Genomic DNA, 20,747 nt, shown 5'->3' with positions numbered 1-20,747 from the left:
CACCCTACGTGCACGCCGCGGGCGACCCGTCGGCCCGCCGCCGATGCGCCGCCCACATGCCAGCAAGGTGGCCATACTGCCACTGGACGGCAGTATGGCCACCTTGCTGCGACACAGACGGCGGACGCCGCGGCGCTACTCCGGGCGCGGCGTGCGGCTGATGAGCTCCTTGCCCATCTCCGCGGCCGACAGGCCCTCGTGACAGACCCGGCGCACCGCGTCGGCGATCGGCAGCTCGACGCCGTGCCGCTCCCCCAGTGCGCAGATCGACGAGCACGACTTCACGCCCTCGGCCACCTGCCCGTGGTTGGCCGCCTCCGCCTGGGCCAGCGACTCCCCGCGTCCGAGGTGCTCGCCGAACGTCCGGTTGCGCGACAGCGGCGACGAGCAGGTGGCGACGAGGTCGCCGAGCCCGGCCAGGCCGGCGAACGTCATCGGGTCGGCGCCCAGTGCCACGCCCAGCCGCGCGGTCTCGGCCAGCCCGCGGGTGATCAGCGACGCCCTCGTGTTGTCGCCGAATCCCATCCCCGTGGCGATGCCGCACGCCAGCGCGATGACGTTCTTGCCGGCGCCACCCAGCTCGCAGCCGATCACGTCGGTGTTGGTGTAGGAGCGGAAGTAGCCGGTGGTGCAGGCGTGTTGCAGCGCGACGGCCCGGGCGTGGTCGGTGCAGGCGATGACGGTGGCGGTCGGCTCCTCCGCGGCGATCTCGCGGGCGAGGTTGGGGCCCGACACCACCGCGACCTGGTCCTCCGATACCCCAGCGACCTCGCTGATCACCTCGCTCATCCGCTGCAGCGTGCCCAGCTCCACGCCCTTGGCCAGGCTCACGAGCGTGCGGTGCGGGGGGAGCAGGTCGCGCCAGAGTGCGAGGTTCGCGCGCAGCGTCTGCGACGGCACGGCGAGCACCACGGCGTCGGCGCCGTGCAACGCCGCCTTGGGGTCGCAGGTGGCTGACAGCAGCGTGGGCAGGGTGACGCCGGGCAGGTAGTCGGGGTTGTGGTGCTCCTCGTTGACCGCCGCCGCCACCTCGGGTCGGCGCGCCAGCAGGCGCACCCGGCAGCCGGCGTCGGCCAGGACCTTCGCGAACGCGGTGCCCCACGAGCCCGCCCCGAGCACTGCGACCCGGCGGATCTCCGGGATCACGACGCGGCCCCGCGCCGGAAGAAGTCGTCGGGCGCGGGCTCGGAGCGGACCTCGGCGAGCAGCTCCCGGACCCTGACCATGAGCAGGTCGGTGACCTCACGCAGGAGCGCGGCGTCGACCGGGCGCCCGCGGTAGGCGGACATGTCGACCGGCTCGCCGCAGCGCACGGTGATCGTCTTGCGGGGCAGCGGCCGGAACTTCTTGTTGTAGCCGTCGAGCACCTCGCGCGTCCCCCAGTGGACGAACGGCACGACGGGCACCTCGGCCGTCAGGGCGAGCCTGGCGACCCCGGTGCGGGACAGCATCGGCCAGCCGTCGGGGTCGCGGGTGATCGTGCCCTCCGGGTAGATCACCACGACCTTGCCCTCCTGCAGCGCCCGCGTGCCGTCACGCAGGCTCTGCTGGGCGTCGGCCGAGTCGCGGTACACGGGGATCTGCTGGCTACCCCGCAGGGCCGACCCGAGCACCGGCACCTTCCACAGACTGTGCTTGGCCAGGAACCGCGGCACCCGGCGAGCCCGGTGCACCACGAGACCGCTGAAGATCGGGTCGAGGTGCGAGACGTGGTTCCCCACCAGGAGCGCACCCCCCGTCGCGGGGATGTTCTCCTTCCCCTCGTACCGCGCGCGCCCGACCAGCCACTCGATGGGGTAGAAGAAGGCCGCGCAGAACGCGATCCAGAAACCACCCTTCTCACGCCTCACCCACGACCTCCAGTCCCGTCCCGTGCAGAGTCTTACCGGCCGGGCGCGCCGGGTCCACCTCCGGGTCCGGCACGATGGTGAGGTGGGCTGCCTGTCGCCGGTCGTGGATCTGGTCGTCCCGGTCAAATCGCTGTCCGTGGCCAAGTCCCGGCTGCGGGGGGCCGCCGACCGCGGGATCGGCGAGGACGGCGCGCACGCGCGGCTGGCGCTCGCGCTGGCGCACGACACCTTCACCGCCGTGCGCGGGGCCGCACGCGTGCGCAACCTCGTGGTGGTGAGCTCGGACCCCGTGGTGGCCGCGGAGTTCGGCGCCGTCGGTGTCGAGGTCGTGCCGGACGGACCGCTGCCCGGCCTGAACCGCGCCTACGAGCGCGGCGCGGACCTCCTGCGCGAGCGCGACCCCGGCGCCGCCGTCGGGGCGTTGCAGGCCGACCTGCCCGCGCTGCGCCCGGCCGAGCTGGACGCCGCGATCTCCGCCGCCGCGGCCCTGTTCACGCGCGGCGCCCAGCGCGCTTTCGTGGTCGACGCCGACGGCACCGGGTCGACGTTCCTGCTCGCCGCGCCCGGCACACCGCTGCGGCCGCTGTTCGGGGTCGGGTCCGCGCTGCGCCACCGGGAGTCCGGCGCCGAACCGCTGGCCGGTCGCTGGCCCGGCCTGCGCCGCGACGTCGACACCGCCGAGGACCTGCGCGCCGCCGCCGACCTCGGCCTCGGCGAGCACACGCTGGCCGTGCTGACCCCCGTCTCCCGCTGCTGAATGATCGCCGGGCGGACGGGATCCCCACGCGGGCCCTCGGCCCGTGATCACCGCGAGAGCGCACTCATCCCACCACCAACCACCGAAACCGCCACCTCACGACGATTACCCACCCCGTGATCGCCCCGAGATCCCGGTTTCCGCACCACCAGCCACCGAAACCGCCACCTCACGGCGATCTTGAGCCCGGCCGAGCGGACGCCCGTGATCACCGCGAGAGGGCTCGCAGTCACCCGGAGCTCGGGTTGCCGGCCAGCGCCAGCACGCGCTGCGCGGCCGCGACCATCGCCGCGTCGAGGAAGCTGCCGTCGGGCAGCACGACCACAGCGCTGCCCGCCTCCCGCGCCTGCTCGACGCGCTCGACGACCTCGCGGGCCCTGGCCACCTCGGCCTCGTCCGGGCGGTAGGCCTCCCGGATCACCGGCAGCTGCCGCGGGTGGATCGCGGCCCGGCCGAGGAAGCCGAGGCTGCGCCCGCGGCGGCAGGAAGCGGCGAGGCCGGCGAGGTCGCGGACGTCGGGGAACACTGACTGGGCCGGCGGCGACAGCCCGGCGGCCCGCGCCGCGACCACGATCCGCCCACGGCACCACCCCAGCCCCTCGTCGTCGCCGATGCCCAGCTCGGAGCGTAGGTCCGCCTCGCCGAGCCCGATCGACGCGACCGCGGGGTCGCACCGCGCGATGTCGTAGGCCCGCTCCACGCCGACGGCCGACTCGATCAGGCAGTGCACCGCGCGCCCACCGCCGCAGCCCTCGAGCGCCGCGGCGACGGCGTCGACCGACTCGACCTTCGGCAACCGCAGACCGACCGCCGGGTCGAGCCCGCCGACGGCCGCCAGGTCGGCGGCCGCCCACGGCGTGCCCAGCCCGTTCACCCGCACCTGCACCGGCCGGGCGGGCCGCTCGCCCAGGACGCGGACCACCGTGTCCCTGGCGGCCCGCTTGTGCGCCGGCGCGACCGCGTCCTCCAGATCCAGCAGGACGACGTCGGCGTCGCTCGCCAGCGCCTTGCGCACCCGGTCCTCCCGGTCCCCGGGCACGTACAGCAGCGTCAGCGGCGGGATCACACCACACCCCGCTCCCGCAGGGCCGCCACCGCGGCGGCGTCGAGGCCGAGCTCGGCGAGCAGCGCGTCGGTGTCCGCGCCGGGCGCCCGGCCGGGCCAGCGGATCTCCCCCGGCGTGTCCGAGAGCCGGAAGAGGACGTTCTGCATGCGCAGCGTCCCGAGATCCGGGTCGTCGACGGTGTGGATGGTGCCCAGGGCCTGGAACTGGGGGTCGGCCACGATGTCCGGGGGCTCGTAGACCGGGGCGACGGCGGCCTCGGCGCGCTCGAACGCGACCACCACCTCGTCACGGCTGCGGCGGGCGACCCACTCCCCCACGGCGGCGTCGAGCTCGTCGGCATGCGCCGCCCGGCCGGCGCCGGTGGCGAACCATGGCTCATCGACGACGTCGGGGCGGCCCACCAGCCGCATCACGCGCTCGGCGATGCTCTGCGCGCTCGTGGAAACCGCGACCCAGCGGCCGTCCGCGGTCCGGTAGATGTTGCGCGGCGCGTTGTTGCTCGACCGGTTGCCCAGCCGCGGCGGGGTGGTGCCGAGCTGGTCCCACTGCGTGATCTGCGGCCCGAGCATGGCGAGGATCGGCTCGATGATCGCGAGGTCGACCACCTGGCCGCGGCCGGTGGCCGTCCTGGCGTGCAGGGCGGCCAGCACGGCGTAGGCCGTCGCGAGGGCGGCGATCCCGTCCGCGAGCCCGAACGGGGGCAGCGTCGGTGGGCCGTCCGGCTCACCGGTCGCGGCAGCGAACCCGCTCATCGCCTCGGCGAGCGTGCCGAAGCCCGCCCGTCTGCGGTAGGGCCCGACCTGCCCGAACCCGGTGACGCGGGCAACGACCAGGCCGGGGTTCGTCCCGTTCAGGACCTCCGGGCCGAGCCCCCACCGTTCCAGGGTGCCGGGGCGGAAGTTCTCGACGAGCACGTCGGCCGTCCCGACGAGCCGGAGGAAGACCTCGCGGCCGTCGGGCGCCGACAGGTCGAGGGTCATCGTGCGCTTGTTCCGCCCGAGGGTCTTCCACCACAGGTTGTGCCCGTCCTTCGCGGGGCCGTGCCCGCGGCTCGGGTCGGGCGTGCGGGGATGCTCGACCTTGACGACCTCGGCCCCGAAGTCGCCCAGGTGCATCGCGGCCAGTGGCCCGGCGAACAGCGTGGCGGTCTCGACGACCCGGATCCCGGAGAGCGGCGGGGTCATCGCACGACCTCCCCCGCCGCGGTCAGCAGCCCGTCGGGTCCCGCGGGCGCGGTGGCCGTCGGCGTCAGGTCGACGGCGCAGCGGAAGCCGATCGAGGACGAGCGGCCGACCCCGGCGCCCGCGAGCAGGAACTTCACCGAGACGTCCGGCGGCTGCTCCCCGCCGTCGATGTACCAGTCCGATCCCTCGCTGCGCCAGGCCGAACCGCCCTTGAGGATGCAGAACCGGGTGCGGCCGTCGGTGTGCTCGCTCTCGGTGAGGTTCCACACCAGCGGCCGTGCCCGCTCCAGCAGGCCCAGCTCGCCCGCGACCTGCCACTCGTCCTCGGTCGGCAGCCGCATGCCCGCCCACCGGGCGTAGGCGCGGGCGTCGGCGAGGTCGACGTGCGTGACCGGCGCGTCGGCGCACCCCGGCGGCGGCCGCCCATCGGTCCAGGTGGCGAGGAACCGCTCCGGACGCACCGGCGTGTACCCCGTCGCCGCGAGGAACGACGCGTACTCGGCGTTGGTGACCTCACGCCGGCGGACGGCGAAGCGGGACAGGTACACGCTCCGGTGCACGGTGGCGATCTGGTGGAGCCGGGGGTGCAGGGGCTTCCACTCGTCGACCCACGGCGCCTCGCCGTAGAGCCCGGTCTCCCGCACCCGGTGTCGCACCATGAGCTCGCGCCGCCCGCCCTCGACGGCGGCTGCGTCGCGGGGGACGCGGGTGCGCACGGCCGGCTCGGCGGCGATGCGCACGGCGGCCCGCGCGGGGAACGACGCGTCCGTCTCGTCGGGACGGAATGCCGGGGTGGCGACCGGCGCCGGCGCCGCCACCACCGCCGCGATCCCGCCGGCCGGCAGCCTGCCCCGGACGACCGTCCGCCCGTCGGGACCGTGCTCGACGCGCAGCGGCCTGCCCGCGGTCACCTCCGCCCAGTACCGATCGCTCCAGGCCGCTCCGTCGATCACCAGCCACGGGCCGTCGTGATCCTCGCCCTTGTTGACCACGGTCCACAGCGGGGTGCCCTCGTGCTCCCAGCGGGACGCGAACACCTGCACGTCCCCGCCCGGGTGGTCGGCCAGCGGCGTCCACCGCTCCCCCTGCAACCACGGGCGGTGGTCGCGCCACACCGGCCGCATGCTCCGCAGCAGCGCGCGGTCACGAGCGTTCCAGCCCACCCAGACGCCGAAGACGTTCTCCCACATGAGGATCCCGCACCCGTTGAGCCAGGCGGAGTGCAGCTCGTCGAGATGGCTGCGGTGCCAGCGCCGCGAGTGGTGCAGCACGTGCCTGCGCTCGAACCACTTCGCCCGCAGCACCCCGGGCACCGGGGAGTCGGCGAACCACTGCGCCCACGACATCGCGTGGTCGTGCACCCGCGTGAGCGGCAGCCTTGACTCTCCCTCGAGGGTCAGCCCGGGACGCCGGGCGTCGAGGGCGGCGCGGACCCGTGGGCTGCCCTCCTTGGAGCTGTCGAGGAACACGCCGTCGGCGCCGACCCGCACCACGAGGTCGGCGAGGTCCTCGGGATCCCCCTGCTCCCACGGGTGGTAGGTCAGGAACACGCGCACGCCGCGGCGCCGGAACGCCGCCACCACCTCCGCCAGCTCCGGCACGTCGCGGTAGAAGGCGAACTGGTCGCGGTCGTCGATGCCCTCGATCGGGTAGGCGTGCCAAAGCAGCACGCCGTCGACGCCGCCCACCTCCCGCTCCGCGGCGTCCACGAACCCGTCGACGGTGAACCGGCCGGCGCGGTGGTCGTGGAGCAGCTCGTCCCACAGCCACACCACGGCCAGCACGAAGCAGTCGGTCGGCGCGTCCGCGTAGCGCTCCCCGCGGTAGTCGAGGCGCCGCCGCGCCTCGGCGCGCCACCGCGCCAGCTGCGCGCGCCACCGCGGCCAGTGCGCCGGGTCGTCGGGGGCCGCGAGGATCTTCGCGTCGTCGAGCATCCGCAGGTCGGCGCCGGGATCGAGCGGGACGTCGGTCGGCTCGTCGATCGGCCGTGGCAGGTAGGGGTTCAACACATCCGGTCAACTCCAGGAGGACTCGAGGAACATGGTCTCGATCTCGCGGCGGTGCGGCATGGACGTCGACGCGCCCGGCCGCTGCACCGACAGGGCGGCGGCCGCCGTCGCCCACCGCAGCACCTCCGGCGCGTCGCGACCCTCACCGAGCGCCACCGCCATCGCGCCGACGAAGGTGTCGCCCGCGGCCGTCGTGTCCACCGCCTGCACCTGCGGGGCGGGGACGTGCACCGGCTCCGCGCCGCGCGTGACGTAGCGGCAGCCCCGCTCGCCGAGGGTCACGGCCACCGCGCCGACCCGGTCGAGCAGCGCCGTCAGGCCCGCGGCCACGTCGCGCCCGCCAGTGAGGGCCGCGAGCTCCGGCTCGTTCGGAACGAGGACGTCCACCGCGGCGAGCAGCTCGTCCGGCAGCGGGACGACCGGGGCCGGCGTGAGGACGACACTCACCCCGTGGTCGCGGGCGAACGCGGCACCCGCGACAACGACCGGGAGCGGCAGCTCCAGCTGCAGCAGCAGGATGTCGCTGCCGACGATGGCCTCCCGGTGGGCGTCGGTCAGCTCAGTGACGGCGCCGTTGGCCCCGGGGACGACGACGATCGCGTTGCCGCCTCCGCCGTCCACCACGATGTGCGCGGTGCCGGTGGGCTCGGTCGACGTGGCGAGCGCCGACGTGTCCACACCGTTGTCCGCCAGCACACCGCGGGCCTGCCGCCCGAAGTCGTCGTCCCCGACCGCGCCGAGCATCCGCACCCGGCCGCCCGCCCGCGCCGCGGCCAGCGCCTGGTTGGCCCCCTTGCCCCCGGGGACGCTGAACCAGCGCCGCCCGGTGACCGTCTCGCCGCGCTCCGGCGGGCGGTCGACCACCACGACGAGGTCCATGTTGGTGCTGCCGAGCACCGCGACCCGCGCCGTCGTCATGACCCGGCCTCCGCCAGCGCGAGCGTGCGGGCGGCCAGCTCGTCGAAGCCGACGCCGTCGAACCCGGGAAGGCTGGTGGCGACCCGGTTGCGCAGCGGGCCCGTCCAGCGGTCCGGCAGCCCGCGCGCCCCGCACATCGCGCCGGCCAGCGCCCCCGCGGTGGCGCCGGTGGAGTCGGTGTCCCACCCCGCGGAGACGGTGAGGCAGATCGTCCGGCCGAAGTCGCCGCCCCCGAAGCGCAGCGCGGCGACGACCACGGCGGCGTTGTGCAGCACGTGCACCCAGTGCAGGTCGCCATAGCGCGCCTCGATGCCGTCGACGACCTGTTCCCAGTCCGCGCAGCGCTCGGTCAGCTCGCGCGCGAACCGGACGGCCTCGGCGTAGCGGGACCCGGCGGGCACCACCGACAGCCCGGCGTCGAGGACGGCGTCGACGTCGTCGGTGACGCAGGCAGCTGCCGACGCGGCGGCGACGAACAGCGCGCCGTAGACGCCGTTGCCGGTGTGGCTGAGCACCGCGTCGCGCCAGGCGAGCTCGGCGGCGCGCCCCGGGTCGCCGGGATGCGTCCAGCCGTAGACGTCGGCCCGGATCTGCGCCCCGATCCACTGCTGGAACGGGTTGTGCCGGGTGGCCGTCCGCGGCGGCTCGACGCCCAGCAGCAGGTTGCGGTAGGCCACCCGCTCCGCGGTGAAGACCCGGCCAGCCGGCAGGTCGGCGAGCCAGCGCTGCGCCACGTCCTCGGTGGAGAGCGCCTGCCCGTGCTCCTCCAGCATCCCGAGCGCGAGCATCGCGAAGTTGAGGTCGTCGTCCTCGGGCATCCCGTCGATGTTCTCGGCGAGGCTCGTCGGGGCGCTGCGACGGTTCCACGGCCAGCGCTGCGCCACCTCGTCGGGCAGCCCCGCCGCGGTGAACCAGTCCGCGAGCGGCCAGCGGCCCTGCGCGGAGAGGATCTCCCGGATGCCCCGCCGCGGGATCTTCTCCACCGGCTTGCCGAGCAGGCACCCCGCGGCCCGGCCGAGCCACCCGCCGTGCAGCCGGTCGAGCAGGTCGCCGCCCCGCGCCGGCACGGGCGCGGGCCACGGCGCGGCGGCGCGGATCGCGTCCAGGTCCGTCGGCTCCCGGTCGGCGTAGCGGCTCACCGAGCCGTCGAGCTCGTCCAGCAGGCGCAGCGCCAGCGCGCGCAGCGGGACGGGTGCCCGCTCGGGTGACGCGCCGCCCAGGGGGTCGGCATCGGCGCCGCCCGCGCCGCGCCACTCGCCGCGGGCCGCGGACACGTCGATCCCGTCGAGCTCGGCCTGCGCCAGCGCGTGCCCGACCAGGTCCTCCGGTTGCACCCAGGTGAGCCTCATGAGCCGCCCGCCGTCAGCGTGCGGAACGCGGCGTCGCTGCGGTCCCGCAGCTCGGCGTCCGCCCGCCGGATCTCCTCGGTGACCCCGGCGAGGCGCAGGCCGGGCGCCACGAGGTCGATCCGGCTGGCCGCGGCCACCTCGGCCGCGAGCCCCTCGGGCACCGCGGCCCGGCCCCCGAGCGCTCCGGCGATCGCGCCGCCCATGCTCGCGATCGAGTCGGCGTCGCGACCGTAGTTGACCGCGCCGAACACCGTCTGCTCCCAGTCGCCCTTGGCGATCACGAGCATCCCGAGCGCGATCGGCAGCTCCTCGATGCTGTGGATCCGGCTCGGGCGCCGGGCACCCAGCCCCTGGTCGCGGTAGGTGTCGGCCACCGTGTCGAACGGGCGGACCGCATCCCGCAGCACCCCCGACGCGATCGCGTCGGCCCAGTGCCCCACCCCGGCCGCCGCCGCGCACACCGCCTCGACGGCGGCGCGGGTGCCGTCCTTGGCCAGCGCCATGACGGCGTCCAGCACCGACTCGACGGACGCGCCGGGCGCCATCGCCGCGGCCACGGCGGCCGCAAGCACGGCCGCCGCCTCCCGCCCGTAGGACGACTGGTGCGCGCCGGCGACGTCGACGGCCTCGGCGTACGCCCCGCGCGGGTCCACGGCGTTGACGACCCCGATCGGGGCCGCGTACATGGCCGCCCCGCAGTTGACGGCGTTGCCGACCCCGGCCTCCCGCGGGTCGGCGTGGGCCCAGTGCAGCCGCAGCGCCATGTACTTCTCGGCGAGGAAGACCCGCTGCAGCGGCAGCGCGCGCGATTCGAGCTCCGGGATCCACACCGGGTCGCCGATCATGCGGGGGACGAGCCGCTCGGCGACGTCGTAGGCGGTGAGGTGGTCGCGCTTCTCGCAGTAGACGTCGACGAGCAGGTGCGTCATGAGGGTGTCGTCGGTGACGTGGCCGTCGCCCTTGTGGTACGGGGCGAGCGGGCGCGCGGTGCGCCAGTCCGGGTGGTAGGGCGGCACCACGCCCTCGACCCAACCGCCCCAGCGCTCCCGGATGTCGGCGGGGCCCCACCCCTCGGTCGCGCCGCCTAGCGCATCGCCGACCGCGGCGCCGAGGAGGCATCCCACGGCGCGGTCCTGCAGCGCGTTCTCACCCACTCGTCGTTCCTTCCACCCGATCGATGTCCCAATCGATGTCCAGCACGGCGCCGAGCTGCTGCCCGGCCAGCTGCGGGACACAGATGCCGCGCAGCACGGGCGGCTCGGCGAGCAGGTCGGCCGGGAGCCAGGCCGGGCCGAACGCCGCCCCGGCGACGGCCCCGGCCAGCGGCACCAGCGCGTCGGCGTGGCGCGGGTGGGCCAGCGCCCCGAGGAGCAGCTCCTCGGGGCCCGCTGCCCGCCGCAGATGCGCGAGCAGCAGCGCCAGGGTCTCCGGGGCCGCGATCGCGAAGGAGTAGAGCGGGTCGACGACGCCCTGCTCGAGCGCCCGGGCCAGGGCGAGCGCGGACGGCTGGTCCGCCTCGACGGCCCGCAGCGCCGCCTCGACCACGCCCGCGCTCCAGCTGCCCTCCGGCAGGCTCCCCGCCGCCTGGGCCACCGCCCGCTCGACGGGGGCGCCGTCGACGAGCTCGGCCACCAGCACCGCGGTGGCACGGGCGCACCACACCCCGTCCTCGGCGTGGGTCACCTGCGCGTCGGTGTCGGCGGCGCGTGCGGCGGCGCCGGCATCGCCTGCGTGCTGCAGCCCGGCGGCGAGGGCCCGCACGCAGGCGATGTCGTCGAAGTAGTGCGGGTTGTCGTGCCCGCTCTGCGGCGGCGCGAGCCCGCGGGCGAGGTTCTCCAGCGCCACCACCGTGCCGGTGCGTGCACGGACGCTGCTGGGATCGTCGCTGCGCAGCCGCGCCAGCTCGGCCCAGACACCGAGGGGTTCCGCCGTCGGCTGGCCGTCGAGGCCGCGCCCGGTGTGGAACAGCGCCGACACCGCGAACCACTCGGTGTCGTCGGACCGTCCCGCGGCGTCGACGAGCTGGGGCGGGGACGCGTGCAGGTAGGGCAGCGCCCGGGTGGTGGTTCGCATCCGCACGGCGAAAACGTCGATCTCCTGCAGCCGCTCGGTGCGCCGCGCCGGCAGCAGGGAGAGCCGGTGCCACAGCGACGGCCACGCCAGGCCGTCGGCGAGCACGAGGCCCGCGATCGTCGCCCTCGCCCGCTGCCGCCGCGCGCCGCCGTTCATCGGCACGCCGCCGGAGTCGCGAGGCAGAGCTGGTCGGCGATCTCCAGCGGGTGCAGGCCCGCCGTGGCCTGCAGGCACACGCCCGGCGCGACGACCACGGCGCCCAGCCACTCCGCCGGGACCGCCTCGATTCCGTGCATGGCGCCCGCGACCGCCCCGGCGATGGCGGCCGTCGTGTCGGCGTCGCGGCCCAGGTTCACCGCCGTCAGGATCGCCTCACGCACCCGCCCGCGCGCGGCCAGCAGCGCGGCGAACGCGAGCCCGACGGCCTCCGGTCCGAGATCCACCCAGTAGTAGCTGCGGACGGTTAGGTGCTCGACGGCCCGCTGGGCGAACGCCTCCCACCCGCCGTCCGGCCACGAGTCGGCCACCTCCCGGGCCGCGCGCAGGTTGCGGCAGGTCCAGGAGTCGGCGGGCACCGCGCGGACGGCGGCCGCGTACACGCCGTCGAGGTCCGCGCCGCCCGCCGCGGCCGCTACCGCCGCCGCCACGGCCTGCCCGGACAGGATGCCCTCGCCGCTGTGGCTCACCGAGCCGTCCTCGGCGGCCAGCCACGCGGCCCGCTCCGGGTCGCCCGTGGCCACGATCCCGATCGGCGCGACCCGCATCGCGAGCCCGTCGCTCCAGGCGTGGAAGTGCTGGCCGGACTGCGGCGGGTCGATGCCGCGCTGCAGGTTGCGGATGGCGGCCATCTCGCTGAACCCCGCGCCCCGGAAGGGCGCGGTCTGCGTGCACACCTCCGCGCGCCACAGCTCCGCCACGGTCTCGGCGCTGAACCGGTCGCCGTAGCGCAGCAGGGCCATCGCGGTGAGCAGCGCGTACTCGGTGTCGTCGCTGCCGGTGGGGGCGTCGTCGACGTAGCCGTCGATCCGCCCCCACCGGGCCACGATGGCCTGCGGTTCCATGCCTTCCGCAGGCCGACCCAGCGCGTCACCCGCCGCGAGGCCTGCCATGCACCCTCGCGCGCGACTGCGCAGGTCGGGCATTGCACGTTCTCCTTACCTCGGCCGCACCCCGGCCGCCTGCGTCCCTACCGGGACAGGACGTCCTTGCCCCCCTGCTCGAGCTGCGCCCCGAGCTCCTGCAGGGAGATCTCATCGGCGAAGAAGCGCTGGAACGCCGGCGTGGCGATGCGCGTCTTCCACTCGCTGTAGGCGTCGACCTCCTGGAAGGGCGCCTGGGTGAGCGCCTCAGCGCTGGCCACCGCGATGTCCCAGCCCTGCTCGCCACCCGTCGTCTGCAGCAGCTGCTCGCGGGCGCCCTCGCTGGTCGGAATCAGCCAGTCGCCCTTGGCGAGGGTGGCCATGTTCTGCGGCGCGAGGAAGAACTCGATGAACTGCATGGCCTCTTGCTGGTGCTCCGACTGCGCGGCGACCGACAGCGTCTGCGGGTTGGCCGCCTGGGACTGGCTGCCGTCACCGGCGAGCGGGGGCAGCGTGACCCAGTCGAAGCCCTCCGGGGCCTGCTGGACCATCTGCTGACGCAGCCAGATCCCGCCGGGCACCGTGGCGTACTTGCCGGCGAAGAAGCCGGGCAGCGTGTCGGTGCTGCTCATCCCGAGCGCCTCGGGGGCGGCCGACCGGTCGGTGTAGAGCATCTCGTGGATCCGGCTCGGCACCTGGCCCTCGGCCTCGGTGAAGCGCACCTGCGGCTGCTCGGAGTCGACCTCATAGAAGAACTGCCCGCCGAAGGCGAGGCTGAGGTTCATGACCGCGTTGGTCGGGTTGGAGAGCGGCCACGCCGCGCCGAAGGTGTCGGCGTCGGTCAGCTGCCGGGCCGCCGCCTGGTACTCGTCCCAGCTCCACGGGTCCTCGGGCGTCGGCACCGGGATGCCCGCCTCGTCGAGCATCGTCTTGTTGGCGATCACGACCTGTGACTCGAGCAGGAACGGCACGCCGTAGAGGGCCCCGTCGTCACCGGTGACGGTCTGCCAGATGGCGTCGTCGATCCCCTCGCGCATGTCGGCGGGGACGAGGTCGGTCAGGTCTGCCAGGTAGCCGCGCTGCGCGAAGGACGGGATGGCCGCGCTCTCGTAGTGGATGACGTCCGCCGGGTCGCCGCCCTCGAAGGCGGTGAGCAGCTGGTCGTGCACCGATCCCCAGTCGCCCTGGATGTACTCCACCTGGACGTCGGGGTGCTCGGCGTTCCACTGGTCCACCAGTGCGCGGTTGGCCGCGACGGACTCCTCCTGCCAGGCCAGGCTGAGGAAGCGCAGGGTCACCGGGCCGTCCGACCCGCCTTCCCCCTCCCCGCTCCCGCACCCGGCCAGCGACGCGACCGCGAGGGCCGCGGCCGCGGCGGCGACCATGATCCTTCGGAGCATGGGGTGTCTCCTTTCGGTTTCGCCGCTCGCGCGGCCGTGAACGTCGGTGTTCGCGATCGCCTGGTCACCCCTTCGTGGCCCCGGCGAGCAGGCCGCCCGCCAGGCCGCGCTGGATGAAGGAGAAGAAGGCGAGGCTGGGCAGCGTCGCCAGCAGCGCCCCGGCGGCGAGTGGCCCCAGCCGGGCCACCCCCTCGATGCCGACGAAGCGGGCCAGCGCGAGCGGCAGGGTGGTCAGCTCCGGGCTCTTGATCAGCACGAGCGCGAAGAAGAACTCGTTCCAGGCCGTGATGAAGGCGAACAACGTGGTGGCGATGATCCCCGGCAGCAGCAGCGGGAACACGATCGCGCGCAGGACCTGCACGCGGGAGGCGCCGTCGACGGTGGCCGCCTCCTCGATGTCGCGCGGGAGGTTGCGGACGTAGCCCTGCAGCATCCAGAGCGCGAACGGCAGGGTCCACACGACGTAGACGAGGATCAGCCCCGCCCTGTTGTCCACCAGTCCCACCTCGCTGAGGATCAGGAACAGCGGGATCACGATGAGGATGAACGGAAAGAGCTGGCTGACCAGCACCCAGCCGAGCACCGGTTTCGCCAGCCAGCTGCGCAGCCGGACCAGGGCGTAGGCCGCAGGCACGGCCACCAGCACGGTGAGCGCGGCGCTGGCGCTGGCGACGATCAGGCTGTTGAGCGCCGACCGGACCAGCGCCTGTTCGGTGAAGGCGTCCGCGTAGTTACCCAGGGTGGGCGCCTGCGGGATCAGCGTGGGGTGCAGCTCGACCAGCTCGGGGGCCGGCTTGAACGACGTCGAGAGCATCCACAGCAGCGGGAAGGCGAGGAAGACGACGTACGCCGCGAGCAGCACGTACTGCACGGCGCGGACGATCGGCGACGTGCGGTCGATCGGCGGGATCTCGCTCCTCCGACGCCTGCGCTTCGGCGACGGCGCCACCTGGGCCGGGGTCTCCGTGTCCATCGCGCTGGTCGTCATGTCGCCTCCCGAACCCGCCGCCGCAGGTAGACCACGAGGAGTGCGACGATCACGAGCACCATCACGTTGCCCAGCGCGGCCGCGTAGCCGAAGTTGCCGTAGCGGAACGCCTCCTCGTAGGCGAAGAGCATCGGCAGCATGGTCCGCCCGCCCGGTCCGCCCTCGGTCAACACGTAGACCAGGTCGAACGAGTTGAAGTTCCAGATGAAGTTCAGCGTTGTGATCGCCACGACCACGGTGCGCAGCTGGGGCAGCGTGATGTGACGCAGCCGCTTCCAGCCCCCGGCGCCGTCCACGGCCGCCGCCTCGTACAGCTCGCCGGGGATGCCCTGGAGCCCGGCCAGCAGCACCACGGTCGTCACCGGCAGGCCGGCCCAGACGCCCACCACGATCACGGCGGGCAGCGCCGTGGAGAAGTCGCCGAGCCAGTTCGTCGCGCTGTCGGACAGGCCCAGCCGGTAGAGCATCTCGTTGAGCAGCCCGGCGTCGGGCCGGTAGATCAGGCTCCACATGACTCCGACGACGACCGGCGGCATCGCCCACGGGACCACCGCGAGCACGCGGGCGAGACCCCGCCCGCGCAGCTGGAGGTTGAGCAGCAGCGCGAGCCCGAGGCCGAGCACGAACTGCAGCGCGGTGACCGAGACCGCCCAGGTCAGCCCGATCCGGAACGAGTTCCAGAACAGGCCGTCGCCCAGGAGCTGCTGGTAGTTCTCCAGCCCGGTGAAATGCGTCTCCTGATTGAAGCCGGCCCGCGCGTCGGTGAAGCCGAGGTAGATCCCGCGCAGCAGCGGGAAGACGCTCAGCAGCAGCACGGGGAGCATCGCGGGCAGCAGCAGCCACAGCGCGTCCATCTGCCGGCGCGGGCCACCCGAGGTGGTCCGGGTGGTCGCGGTGGTCGCGGCGGTCATGTTCTCGCCCCCTCCGAGCTGCTGGCCCTGACCTGGAGCCGGGGCGGGACCGTGGTGCGGACGAACGGGCGCGAGCCGTCGGCCAGCCGTTGCAGGAGCAGGTCGGCGGCGAGCCTGCCGCGCTCGTGCGACCCGAGCGACACGCTGGTGAGCGGGGGCCACGCGGTCTCGGCGAGGTCGGTGTCATCCATCCCGACCACGGCCACGTCCCCGGGGATCTCACGGCCGACGGTGCGCACGGCCTGCATCGCCCCCAACGCCATGAGGTCGTTCGCGGCGAACACGGCGTCGACGTCGGCGCGCTGCAGCACCCGGCCCATCGCCGCCGCGCCCCCGGCGACCTCGAAGTCGGTGAACTCGACGAGCCGGTCGTCGAGGTCGAGGCCGCACGCGCGCAGGCCGTCGACGTAGCCGCGGTACCGCGCCCGCCCGGGCACCGTGTCGAGCGGTCCGTCGACGAGCGCGATCCGCCTGCGCCCGGTGCCCACCAGGTGCCGGACGGCCAGGCCGGCGCCGGTGCGCGAGTCGGCGCGCACGTTGTCGGCGGGGACGTCGTCGGGCAGCTGCCCGATGACGACGACGGGCACCTGGGCGCGCCGCAGCTCCTCCGCGTGCCGGTCGGTGACGCGCAGCGGGCAGAGCACGAGGCCGTCGACGTAACGCTGCCCGAGGCTGCGCAGAACCTCGATCTCGTCGTCGACGTCGGCGTTCGTGCTGTGCAGCAGCAGGCGGTAGCCGGCGGCGCGCAGCACGGGCTGGATGGCGCGCACCATGGCGAGGTAGGCGGCGTTGCCGATGTTCTCCATGGCGAAGGCGATCTGCCCGGTCTGGCGGGTCTTGAGCGACTTCGCGGCCGCGTTGGTGACGTAGCCGACCTCCGCAACGGCCTCCCGCACGCGGCGGATGGTGTCCTCGTTGGTCGTCAGGCCGTTGAGCACCCGCGAGACGGAGGCGATCGAGACGCCGGCGGCGGCAGCGACGTTCTGGATCGTCGGCGCGGTGCGTCCCTCCGATCGCACGTTCGCTCCCTCCCCTCGGCCGTAAACGTTTACGACTCGCTCGTGGGGCGGCTGGAAACGTTTACGGGGTGACGGCACGCAGTCAAGCTGCCCGGACCACGCTCTGTCAAGAGCGGCGCCGGGACCGGAGCGGCCGAGAGTTCACCAGGATGTCGGTGGCCGACCGGGTCACGGGGGCCACCGGTGGGTAACAATCACGAGCGTGGGTGACGACGTGAGCAGAAGCCCGGCTCCCGACCCCGGCTCGTCGGACGCGCGGCGCAGCTCCCGCTCCCAGCGGCGCTCGCCCCGCCCGTCGACGCGCCGGGTGCACGCCGCGAGCCGTCCGGTGAGCGCCGGCGCAGCCTCGGCGTCGGCCTCGGAACAGGACACGAACGGTCGGCACCCGACCGACGTCGGGCCCGGCCCGGCCGCCCCGCCCACGGAGGCCAGCACCGCGAACCCACCCCCGCCGCCCAGCTCGTCGACCGCGGCCGCGGTGCCGGTGAGCCCGCCGGCACGCACGCTCGCCCCGGCGTCCGAGCTCCCGGACGACCGCTACCTCAACCGCGAGCTGTCATGGCTCGACTTCAACGCCCGCGTGCTCGCCCTCGCCGAGGACCGCAGCCAGCCGCTGCTCGAACGCGCCAAGTTCCTGGCGATCTTCGCCTCGAACCTCGACGAGTTCTACATGGTCCGCGTTGCCGGGCTGAAGCGCCGCGACGAGACCGGCCTCGCCGTCCGCAGCGCCGACGGCCTCACCCCCCGCGAGCAGCTCGCCCGGATCGCCGACCGCAGCCAGGCGCTCGCGGAGGCCCACGCCCGCGTGTTCCTCGACGAGGTCCGCCCGCAGCTCGAGAAGACCGGCATCCGAATCCTGCACTGGGGCGACCTGTCCGACGACCAGCGGCAGCGGCTGTCGGAGTACTTCTCCGACCAGGTGTTCCCGGTCCTCACCCCGCTCGCGGTCGACCCGGCGCACCCGTTCCCGTACATCTCCGGGCTGTCGCTGAACCTGGCCGTCACCGTGCGCGACCCGGAGGGCCGCACGGAGCGGTTCGCCCGCGTCAAGGTGCCCAACAACGTCCCGCGCCTCGTGCGGGTGGCGTCCCGGGACAACAGCGACGTCACCTTCCTGCCCATCGAGGACCTCATCTCCGCCCACCTCGGCGAGCTGTTCACCGGGATGGAGGTGGCCGAGGTCCACGCGTTCCGGGTCACGCGCAACGCCGACCTGGAGGTCGAGGAGGATCGCGACGAGGACCTCCTCCAGTCGCTGGAGCGCGAGCTCGCGCGGCGCCGGTTCGGGCCGCCGGTGCGGCTCGAGGTCACCGACAGCATGAGCGATCACGTGCTGGAACTGCTGCTGCGCGAGCTCGACGTCGACCCGCACGACGTGGTCACCGTGCCGGGACTGCTCGACCTCACCGCCCTCTGGCAGGTGCACTCGGTCGACCGCCCCGACCTGAAGGACGACCCCTTCGTCCCGGCCACGCACCCCGCGTTCGCCGAGCGCGAGACACCACGCAGCGTGTTCGCCACGCTGCGCGAGGGCGACGTGCTGGTGCACCACCCCTACGACTCGTTCTCCACGAGCGTCCAGCGGTTCGTCGAGCAGGCCGCCTCCGACCCGAACGTGCTGGCGATCAAGCAGACGCTCTACCGCACCTCCGGCGACTCCCCCATCGTCGACGCCCTCATCGAGGCCGCCGCTGCGGGCAAGCAGGTCGTGGCGCTCGTGGAGATCAAGGCGCGGTTCGACGAGCAGGCCAACATCCGGTGGGCCCGCGAGCTGGAGAAGGCCGGCGTGCACGTCGTCTACGGCCTGGTAGGGCTCAAGACACACTGCAAGACCGCGCTCGTCGTGCGTCAGGAGGGCTCCACGATCCGGCGCTACTGCCACATCGGCACCGGCAACTACAACCCGAAGACCGCCCGGCTCTACGAGGACATCGGCGTGCTCACCGCCGACCCGACGATCGCCGCCGACCTCACCGACCTGTTCAACTCGCTCACCGGCTACTCCCGCCAGACCTCCTACCGAAGCCTCCTGGTCGCGCCGTACGGGGTGCGGCGCGGAATCGTCCGGCGCATCGAGGACGAGATCGAGGCCCGCCGCGAGGGCGACGAGAACGCGCGCGTCCGCATCAAGGTCAACTCGCTGGTCGACGAACAGGTGATCGACGCGCTGTACCGGGCGTCGCAGGCGGGCGTGCCGGTCGACGTCGTCGTGCGCGGCATCTGCGCGCTGCGCCCCGGCCGGCCGGGGCTGTCCGAGAACATCCACGTGCGCTCGATCCTCGGCCGGTTCCTCGAGCACTCCCGGGTGTTCCACTTCGGCGCCGCGGACGAGTACTGGATCGGGAGCGCGGACATGATGCACCGCAACCTCGACCGACGCGTCGAGGTGCTGCTGCGCGTCGCCGACCAGCGCCTCGCCCGGCGGCTCGGGGAGATCTTCGACTCCTGCCTCGACGCCGCCACGCGGAGCTGGAGCCTGCACGCCGACGGCTCGTGGGAGCCCTCGCCCGCGCCCGCCGCGCAGGTTTCCCCCGTGCGCGACCACCAGGCGGAGATGATGCAACGCCACGCCGCCACCGCGGTCGTCGACGCCGAGTGACCGCCGCACCCCAGCCCCTCGAGGAGCTGACGTGACCACCACGACCCCGCCCGGTGTCGACGCCGTCGACGCCGACGTCCTGGCCGCCGGGGCCGTGTTGTGGCGGCGCGGCAGCGGGGGCCCGGAGCTCGCACTGGTGCACCGGCCGCGGTACGACGACTGGTCCTTCCCCAAGGGCAAGCTCGACCCCGGCGAGTCGATGCCGTTCGCCGCCGTGCGCGAGATCGCCGAGGAGACCGGCCACCCGGCCCGGCTCGGCGCCGTGCTCGGCGACGTCCGCTACGCAGTGCCCGAGGGCCGCAAGGTCGTGCGGTACTGGGCGGCCGAGGCCCGCACCGGAACGTTCACCGCGGGGGACGAGACCGACGAACTGCGCTGGCTCGACCCGGGCCGCGCCGCCGAGCTCCTGTCCTACGAGCACGACCTCGCCGTGCTCGAACGCTTCACCGCCATCGGCGCGCCCAGGTCGGTCGTGGCTCTGGTCCGGCACGCCAAGGCGGGCAGCCGCAGCCAGTGGGACGGCGACGACGACCTGCGGCCCCTGTCCGGCACCGGCCGGGAACAGGCGCACCAGCTCGCCGCCCTGCTGCCGCTGTTCGGGCCGGACCGGATCGTCAGCGCGCCACCCGTCCGGTGCCGCGACACGGTGGCCCCCCTCGCCGGCGTGCTCGGCGGCCTGCCGGTGGCCGACGAACCACTGCTCGGCGAGAACGGCTACTGGGTCGACCCGGCCGCAGGCCGCGCCTGCCTGCGCACCCTCGCCGCGCAGCCCGGGGTCACGGTGGTGTGCAGCCAGGGCGGCGTCATCCCCGACGTGATCGCCGCGCTCGCCACGGGAGCCGGCCTGCCCGGCGTCGACCCGGAGGACGTGCACTCGCGCAAGGGCAGCACTTGGCTGCTGACCTTCGACGACGACGGCACCCCGCGCTCGGCCGACTACTACCCGCACCCCACGGGCTGACGGGCGAGTCCGGGCGACTCGCGCGGCAATCCCGGGCGACTCGCGTAGATGTGCGCGAGTCGCCCGGTTCTGGACGGCGAGTCGCCCGGATTTGGACGCCGAGTCGCCCCTTGACGTGCGCGGGGACAGTCGCGGGCTACTTCTTCGACTTGGCCTTCTTGCCCTTGCCGTCCTTGCTGCCCTTACCGTCCTTGGCCTTGACGTCCTTGGCGTCCTTCGCCTTGGCGTTCTTCGCGTCCTTGCCGTCCTTGGCCTTCGCCGCCGCCTTGCCCTTCGACGGCTTCTCGGCCTTCGCCGCGGACTTCTCCGCCTTGCCCGACGCCTTCCCCGCTTTCGCCGACCCCGACTCCGGCGACGGCTCCGCCACGGCGAACCCGCCGTTCGACCGGGCCTTGACGCCGGCCGCGGCCGCGTCGATGGCGGGCTCGCCCACCGGCTCGGTGGCCGCGCCGCTCTCCGCACGCGGCTTCGCAGCGGAGCGGGTGGGCGTGGCGCGGGGCTCCGGCGCGCCGCCGTCCCCGACGGCGGCGCGGAACCCCGCCCCCGGGCGGAACGCCGGCACGGTGGTGGCCGGCACCTCGACC

General features: G+C 74.3%; 17 protein-coding genes and 1 pseudogene. 3 read left to right on the top strand and 15 right to left on the bottom strand.

Annotated elements, in window-relative coordinates:
• Positions 1-135: 135 nt before the first annotated feature.
• Both KME75_RS27015 and KME75_RS27010 read right to left on the bottom strand, forming a co-directional pair.
• On the bottom strand, positions 136-1,143 hold the full coding sequence (locus KME75_RS27015) for an NAD(P)H-dependent glycerol-3-phosphate dehydrogenase (RefSeq protein WP_372452674.1): 1,008 nt from the start codon (positions 1,141-1,143) through the stop codon (positions 136-138).
• Positions 1,143-1,850, bottom strand: a complete 708-nt coding sequence (locus tag KME75_RS27010; protein WP_219417697.1) for a lysophospholipid acyltransferase family protein — start codon at positions 1,848-1,850, stop codon at positions 1,143-1,145. Before KME75_RS27010 ends, KME75_RS27015 begins: the two co-directional genes overlap by 1 nt.
• Positions 1,851-1,932: 82 nt before the next feature.
• Here KME75_RS27010 and cofC point away from each other — a divergent pair, with 82 nt between their 5' ends.
• Positions 1,933-2,607 carry a 2-phospho-L-lactate guanylyltransferase gene (cofC, locus tag KME75_RS27005; protein ID WP_308283113.1) on the top strand — a complete coding sequence of 225 codons (675 nt, stop codon included), beginning with the start codon at positions 1,933-1,935 and terminating at the stop codon, positions 2,605-2,607.
• A 229-nt stretch (positions 2,608-2,836) separates the two neighbouring features.
• Here cofC and KME75_RS27000 read toward each other — a convergent pair whose 3' ends face one another.
• From KME75_RS27000 to KME75_RS26945, 12 genes are all read right to left on the bottom strand, one after another.
• Positions 2,837-3,673, bottom strand: coding sequence for an HpcH/HpaI aldolase/citrate lyase family protein (locus tag KME75_RS27000; RefSeq protein WP_219417696.1), 837 nt, complete (start codon positions 3,671-3,673; stop codon positions 2,837-2,839).
• The gene (locus tag KME75_RS26995; protein ID WP_219417695.1) at positions 3,670-4,857 is read right to left on the bottom strand and encodes a CaiB/BaiF CoA transferase family protein; all 1,188 of its coding nucleotides are present in this window, start codon (positions 4,855-4,857) and stop codon (positions 3,670-3,672) included. Before KME75_RS26995 ends, KME75_RS27000 begins: the two co-directional genes overlap by 4 nt.
• A complete protein-coding gene (locus KME75_RS26990; RefSeq protein WP_308283112.1) occupies positions 4,854-6,866 on the bottom strand; it encodes an SUMF1/EgtB/PvdO family nonheme iron enzyme in 2,013 nt (670 codons plus the stop codon). The genes KME75_RS26995 and KME75_RS26990 overlap by 4 nt, the downstream gene beginning before the upstream one ends.
• Before the next feature lie 6 nt (positions 6,867-6,872).
• On the bottom strand, positions 6,873-7,784 hold the full coding sequence (gene rbsK / locus KME75_RS26985; RefSeq protein ID WP_219417694.1) for a ribokinase: 912 nt from the start codon (positions 7,782-7,784) through the stop codon (positions 6,873-6,875).
• Complete coding sequence (locus tag KME75_RS26980; protein ID WP_308283111.1) at positions 7,781-9,118, bottom strand: ADP-ribosylglycohydrolase family protein; 1,338 nt, start codon at positions 9,116-9,118, stop codon at positions 7,781-7,783. Before KME75_RS26980 ends, rbsK begins: the two co-directional genes overlap by 4 nt.
• A gap of 11 nt (positions 9,119-9,129) precedes the next feature.
• On the bottom strand, positions 9,130-10,287 hold the full coding sequence (locus tag KME75_RS26975; protein ID WP_219417692.1) for an ADP-ribosylglycohydrolase family protein: 1,158 nt from the start codon (positions 10,285-10,287) through the stop codon (positions 9,130-9,132).
• Positions 10,280-11,362 carry an ADP-ribosylglycohydrolase family protein gene (locus KME75_RS26970; RefSeq protein WP_219417691.1) on the bottom strand — a complete coding sequence of 361 codons (1,083 nt, stop codon included), beginning with the start codon at positions 11,360-11,362 and terminating at the stop codon, positions 10,280-10,282. The genes KME75_RS26975 and KME75_RS26970 overlap by 8 nt, the downstream gene beginning before the upstream one ends.
• Complete coding sequence (locus KME75_RS26965; protein ID WP_504739526.1) at positions 11,359-12,348, bottom strand: ADP-ribosylglycohydrolase family protein; 990 nt, start codon at positions 12,346-12,348, stop codon at positions 11,359-11,361. Before KME75_RS26965 ends, KME75_RS26970 begins: the two co-directional genes overlap by 4 nt.
• Before the next feature lie 44 nt (positions 12,349-12,392).
• Positions 12,393-13,685, bottom strand: coding sequence for an ABC transporter substrate-binding protein (locus KME75_RS26960; protein WP_219417689.1), 1,293 nt, complete (start codon positions 13,683-13,685; stop codon positions 12,393-12,395).
• A 64-nt stretch (positions 13,686-13,749) separates the two neighbouring features.
• Positions 13,750-14,673, bottom strand: coding sequence for a carbohydrate ABC transporter permease (locus KME75_RS26955; protein ID WP_246632918.1), 924 nt, complete (start codon positions 14,671-14,673; stop codon positions 13,750-13,752).
• On the bottom strand, positions 14,670-15,584 hold the full coding sequence (locus KME75_RS26950) for a carbohydrate ABC transporter permease (RefSeq protein ID WP_219417688.1): 915 nt from the start codon (positions 15,582-15,584) through the stop codon (positions 14,670-14,672). The genes KME75_RS26955 and KME75_RS26950 overlap by 4 nt, the downstream gene beginning before the upstream one ends.
• Positions 15,581-16,603 (bottom strand): LacI family DNA-binding transcriptional regulator, encoded by a 1,023-nt coding sequence (locus KME75_RS26945; protein ID WP_219417687.1) that lies wholly within the window; start codon positions 16,601-16,603, stop codon positions 15,581-15,583. The genes KME75_RS26950 and KME75_RS26945 overlap by 4 nt, the downstream gene beginning before the upstream one ends.
• Positions 16,604-16,796: 193 nt before the next feature.
• On the opposite strand from KME75_RS26945, the gene KME75_RS26935 reads away from it, so the two are divergent.
• Positions 16,797-19,202 (top strand): RNA degradosome polyphosphate kinase, encoded by a 2,406-nt coding sequence (locus KME75_RS26935; protein ID WP_372452673.1) that lies wholly within the window; start codon positions 16,797-16,799, stop codon positions 19,200-19,202.
• A gap of 31 nt (positions 19,203-19,233) precedes the next feature.
• Entirely contained in the window at positions 19,234-20,163 is a 930-nt protein-coding gene (locus KME75_RS26930) for an NUDIX hydrolase (RefSeq protein WP_308283110.1), read from the top strand.
• A 136-nt stretch (positions 20,164-20,299) separates the two neighbouring features.
• On the opposite strand, the pseudogene KME75_RS26925 reads toward KME75_RS26930, so the two are convergent.
• Positions 20,300-20,747: pseudogene (locus tag KME75_RS26925) on the bottom strand (hypothetical protein); the annotation flags it as partial.

The organism is Pseudonocardia nigra (assembly GCF_019396355.1).
GTDB classification, from domain to species: Bacteria; Actinomycetota; Actinomycetes; order Mycobacteriales; family Pseudonocardiaceae; genus Pseudonocardia; species Pseudonocardia nigra.
The sequence above is the reverse complement of the archived record's forward strand: the minus strand, read 5'-3'. Positions and strand labels throughout refer to the sequence as shown.

What these genes read in the sequence shown, in the direction of transcription:
- KME75_RS26995 (WP_219417695.1), bottom strand. Translation starts at nt 4,857, where the DNA reads ATGACCCCGCCGCTCTCCGGGATCCGGGTCGTCGAGACCGCCACGCTG.
- rbsK (WP_219417694.1), bottom strand. Translation starts at nt 7,784, where the DNA reads ATGACGACGGCGCGGGTCGCGGTGCTCGGCAGCACCAACATGGACCTC.
- KME75_RS26970 (WP_219417691.1), bottom strand. Translation starts at nt 11,362, where the DNA reads ATGAACGGCGGCGCGCGGCGGCAGCGGGCGAGGGCGACGATCGCGGGC.
- KME75_RS26965 (WP_504739526.1), bottom strand. Translation starts at nt 12,348, where the DNA reads ATGCCCGACCTGCGCAGTCGCGCGCGAGGGTGCATGGCAGGCCTCGCG.
- KME75_RS26960 (WP_219417689.1), bottom strand. Translation starts at nt 13,685, where the DNA reads ATGCTCCGAAGGATCATGGTCGCCGCCGCGGCCGCGGCCCTCGCGGTC.
- KME75_RS26955 (WP_246632918.1), bottom strand. Translation starts at nt 14,673, where the DNA reads ATGACGACCAGCGCGATGGACACGGAGACCCCGGCCCAGGTGGCGCCG.
- KME75_RS26950 (WP_219417688.1), bottom strand. Translation starts at nt 15,584, where the DNA reads ATGACCGCCGCGACCACCGCGACCACCCGGACCACCTCGGGTGGCCCG.